The sequence below is a fragment of the candidate division KSB1 bacterium genome, assembly GCA_022562085.1.
Lineage (GTDB): Bacteria > Zhuqueibacterota > Zhuqueibacteria > Oceanimicrobiales > Oceanimicrobiaceae > Oceanimicrobium.
The window spans coordinates 1-4640 of sequence record JADFPY010000357.1 but is presented as its reverse complement, the minus strand read 5'-3'; the positions used below and the strand labels follow the sequence as shown (position 1 = coordinate 4640).

The following is a 4640-nucleotide window of genomic DNA, read 5'->3' as shown; positions in this document are numbered from 1 at the left end:
CAACCATCATTATGTATTATCTTAATAAGATCTCGGACTTTCATTTATCAATATGTGAAATCATTTCTTTTTGGATAACAAAATAGATTAGGCATTTTTACTTTTGAACCGCCACCGAACTCTTGAGACTCGCCAATAGCTCGTCCGCTTTACAACCTTCCTCTTTAGGGACGAGCTTTTGATACCTTACAAGCACATCAACTGCTTCTTGAAGATTTTCATTAATTGCCAACACAAGTCCAAGGTTAAAGTAAATATTCGGAAACTTGGGATCGATTTGAGTGGCAATTTCATAATGCTGCTGCGCGAGGCGGAGGTTGTCCATATCGAAATAAAGGTTGGCGAGATTGTAGTGGGATTCTAAGTGACGGGGGTCTTCTTTTAATGATTTGGTAAAACAGTCGAATGCCTTTTCTGTTTTGCCGGCTTTTGATTCTAAAATTCCGAGGTTACAATAAGCGTCAGCCACGGAATCACCATTGGAGATGGCTTTCTCGTAGGATTCGGCTGCCTTCTTTTCGCCGCGTTCATCCAATAGCAACGCTTCTTCAAATGGGCTAAATCTCGAAGGCAGACTGACAATACGGGCCGGGTGCTGTTCCGAAGCAGGCGAAAACATGTTCATCTGCCCATGCTTTTCCGGGTCTTTTTTCCGCCCTTTTTTAACTTTGACCCGCTCGAAACCGAGCTTTACATGTTGAGTTGCAGGTAAGTGTAAAATCTTACCCATGATATTTTTCACTTTTATTCATGTTTCGCTCTTCGCTTCTCGCTCCTCGATTTTTATGCTATTTTCTGTTTCTTGGCTTTCGAGGGTTTTGCTACCGCAGCGTCTTTCTTCTTGCCGGTAGCTTTTTTCATCGGTTTCTTCTCGTCTTTTGCCTGATCGATGCTCTCTTTCAAAGCGGTCATGATATCCACAACGGGCTTCTCTTCTTCCACTACGGTGACAACTTCCTGTCCGTCTATTTTCGCCAGGATCATATCCCGAAGCGCGCCTTTATAGCGATCCTGCAGCTCAATTTTGTCGAATGATGTGGTCATGGAATCAACGAGGGTTTGTGCCAGCTTTAACTCTTCAGGATTAGCAACCATGCCGTTTAGCATCGGCACGTCTTGAATATTGCGAACTTCCTTGGGGTAACGAAGCCGATACAACATAATGCCGTTTTCCTGTGCGGTCATGAGCATGACATTTTCGCGGTCGCGCAACACCACCCGTCCGATGCCCATTTTGCCGCTTTTTTTCAATGTTTGACAAAGCAGCGTGTAAGCTTTTTCCGCTACTTCACCGTCGGGTCCGGCAAAATAGGGGGTGTTGAAAAGAGTGTGAGGAACCTCTGAAGCATTTACAAACCCTTCGATTTCGATAATTTTGGTGCTTTTGAGCTTCACCTTGTCGAAGTCTTCATTTTCTATAATGACGTATTGATCCGGCTCATATTTGTACCCTTTCACGATGTCTTCGTTCTTGACCACTTCGTTGCATTTCTTGCACTTTTTTTCATAGCCAATCGGGCCGTTGTCTTCTTTGTGCAGCTGATTGAAGCGAATGGTTTCCGAAGTTTCAATCGCGTTGTAAATGCGCACCGGAATCGTCACCAGTGAAAACCGGATGTGCCCTTTCCAGATTGCTCTCATAAATCACCTCCGAGGTTGTTACTAATCTCTATAATTTCTAAAGGAAAGAAAAAAGTCCCCGAAAATCAAGCAAAAAATTGGGTCGTATACTTATTCAGACGCCAAATCCGGCCGCAGCCGCACAAACACCGGCTCGCGGTAAGTCCCGTTTGGCGTCATCGAAGCATACTGGATTTCACAGAAAAGTTTCGGCTCAATCCATACGGTTTTAGCGTCGTCTATCGGTTTTTCTGCCACGGCTCTTGGAGCTTTTTTGATTTTCTTCAGTTCAGAGAAGACGCTTTTCATCATCTTGGTATCGAAGCCGGTACCGACTTTTCCGACATATTGCAAGCCGCTGCCATTATTATATCCGAGTTGGAGTGCTCCAAAAAGCTCTTCGCGGTTTCCCTTGCCCTGCGTATAACCGATAATCACACAATCAGCGGTTTGGCGTGATTTGATTTTCAGCCAACTTGTGCTGCGTTTGCCGGGCAGGTATTTGCTGTCCCGAATTTTGGCCATAATTCCTTCGAGGCCCATCTTTTTTGCGGCTTCAAAAAACTCTTTGCCTTCGGTAACCACTTCGCTCACCCGGTAAGGCGTGTCTTTGCGAATCGCATCTGCCAGCCATTCGCGGCGTCTCATCAACGGTTCATTCACAAGCGGCCGTCCATCCAAATAGAGACAGTCGAAAACATAACAAACCACCGGGTATTTGGCGCTCGCTCGCTCGATCGCACCTTCGGATCGTTGATGCATTCGGTGTATAACGTTCTTAAAACTGGGCATACCGTTTTCTTCAAGACAGACGATCTCGGCGTCGAACAGGGCGGAGGTCGCCCGGAATGCTTGATCCGGTATTGCCAGTTCGGGAAACTGCTTAGTGAGGTCTTTTTGATTCCGGCTGCGAATTTTTATTTCTCCTTCGTCCAGAGAAATCATCCCGCGGATGCCGTCCCACTTGACTTCATAAATATAATCCCCGGAGGTGGGCGGTTGGCTTTGGCTGCTCGCAAGCATGGGCTCGATTTCATCCTGCACCCAATTTATTTGAGGTGAATCGAGGCGCTCGAGCAGCCAATCTTTATCTTTGGTGTTATAAATCCTATACTCTGCATTTAACTGCGGACTCTGCAGGCGGAAATAAAAGCCGTCTTTCTTCTCTTTGGTGATTTCATATTTTCCCAACGCGTAAATCCACATCATGCCGCCTCCGTACTCGCCTTTGGGAATCTCGCCCTCGAATGTTAGATATTTCATCGGGTGATCTTCAACGTGAACTGCCAGGCGTTTGATGCCGGGTCGTGGCGGCAGGCCTCTCGGCACCGCCCATGATTTCAAGGTGCCGTCCTGCTCCAGGCGCAAATCGTAATGCAGCCGGGAGGCATGGTGCCTATGGATCACAAACCCGTTACCATCTCCCCCCGCGAATTCCGGCCGCGGTTCGGAAGTTTTTTTGAACTTTCTTTTCTTCTTATAATTTTCGAGCTGCTCCGGGGTTTTGTAAGTCCGTGCAGTTTTGACAGCTCTAACGTTCTTTTCGGCTTTGCGCTTGGTGTGCAGGTGAATGGCGTAAGCGCCAAATCCCTCCCAGGCATCCCCTTCACTCAATAATTTCTCCAGGGACGTGTGGAGATTATAAACTTTCGGGTCTTTTACACTTTCCAGCTCATCCCATTGCAGGGGCATGGAAACTGGCGCGCCCGGCACACCGCGAATACTGTAAGGAGAAACAATTGATTGACTTGAGCGATTGCGGTAAATATCGACCAGGACTTTGCCCTTGCGCGCTTCCTTTTTGATGTGCAGCGTGGTGGTTTTGCTGTACTTTTCGACAAACGGTTTTGCGATGTCCTGAGCTGCCTCAAAGGTCGTGTGAAAATCCCATTTCTGCTCAATTGGCACAACGATGTGCAACCCTTTGCCGCCTGTGGTTTTAACAAACGGGTGGTAGCCAAAACTTTCGATGGGCTCCTTTAAATTGAGGGCAATTTCAACCACGCTTTCGAAGGGGCCGCCTTCAGGAGGGTCGAGGTCAAAGACAAAATAATCCGGCTTGTCAAAATGCGGCTTGCGCGAATGATACTGGTGCAGCTCGAGGCAGGCGAGATTTGCCAGCCAGACGAGAGAGGCTTCTTCGGTGGCTAAAATATAATTGATTTTCTTATCAGCTTCACCAAGTGGGACCTGCTCGATCCAGTCTGGGGTCCAGTGGGGTAAGTTTTTCTGGAAAAAGCGTTCGCCTGTAATGCCGTCCGGGAAGCGTATCAGCGAAATCGCCCGGCCTTTGGCGTGGGTGAGAAGCGTGGGCGCAATTTTCAGATAGTACTGAATGATTTCTGCTTTGAGAATACCGTCATCGGGAAAAAGAACTTTCTCCAAATTCGAAAGCTCGATTTTGCGCTTGCCGATTTGAACAAGTTGGGATGTTCTGGCCATAATCTGCTCTAACTCATTAATTTGCTAAGAGATAAAGATTATTTGCGGGCTTTGCAATATTTTTTTAAACCACTCAAGTTAATCCCGGTTTAGAGTTTACCATGGTAAATATCTTTTTAGCCACGGATTAACACTGATTTTCACAGATTGTCTTAGGCTCTATTTTTTAATCCTCTAAAAGAAATCAGGGTTTCATCAGTGACTTGGGTTTTAGGGTTGGTTTGAGCCACGACCCGTTTATTTAAATTCCTCAAACAATATTTTCATGATGGCTTCATTTGTCTTGTCCGAGAATTGGTGCCTGATACGTAGCCAATTAAAATCCTTAAGAATTTTGAAATAGCTACTTCTCTCTTTCAACTGAGCATCAAACTCCAAAAGCTCGCTTTGGTGAAGCTCGCTTTGGAGCGTGGCTTTGTGGATGGAAACCTGCAACCCGAGCACCCTTAGAAAAAAAATATCCTGCAAATCCCAAAAATAGCCGATGGCATACAGTGCAAAATGAAAGGGATTTGTGGCGTACGTTAAATAGCTACCCGCGCCGGACCCTTTAAATTTTCTCTGATGTATTGCCATAC

General features: G+C 46.3%; 4 protein-coding genes. All 4 read right to left on the bottom strand.

The window, feature by feature from the left end; all coding sequences use genetic code 11:
* Positions 1-97: 97 nt before the first annotated feature.
* Complete coding sequence (locus IH879_20115) at positions 98-730, bottom strand: tetratricopeptide repeat protein (GenBank protein MCH7677234.1); 633 nt, start codon at positions 728-730, stop codon at positions 98-100.
* Positions 731-783: 53 nt separating this feature from the next.
* Entirely contained in the window at positions 784-1641 is an 858-nt protein-coding gene (locus tag IH879_20110; GenBank protein MCH7677233.1) for a Ku protein, read from the bottom strand.
* 90 nt (positions 1642-1731) lie between these two features.
* On the bottom strand, positions 1732-4062 hold the full coding sequence (gene ligD, locus IH879_20105) for a non-homologous end-joining DNA ligase (GenBank protein ID MCH7677232.1): 2331 nt from the start codon (positions 4060-4062) through the stop codon (positions 1732-1734).
* Between the two features lie 237 nt (positions 4063-4299).
* Positions 4300-4640: hypothetical protein (locus IH879_20100; protein MCH7677231.1), on the bottom strand; the 341-nt coding region annotated here is incomplete at its 5' end.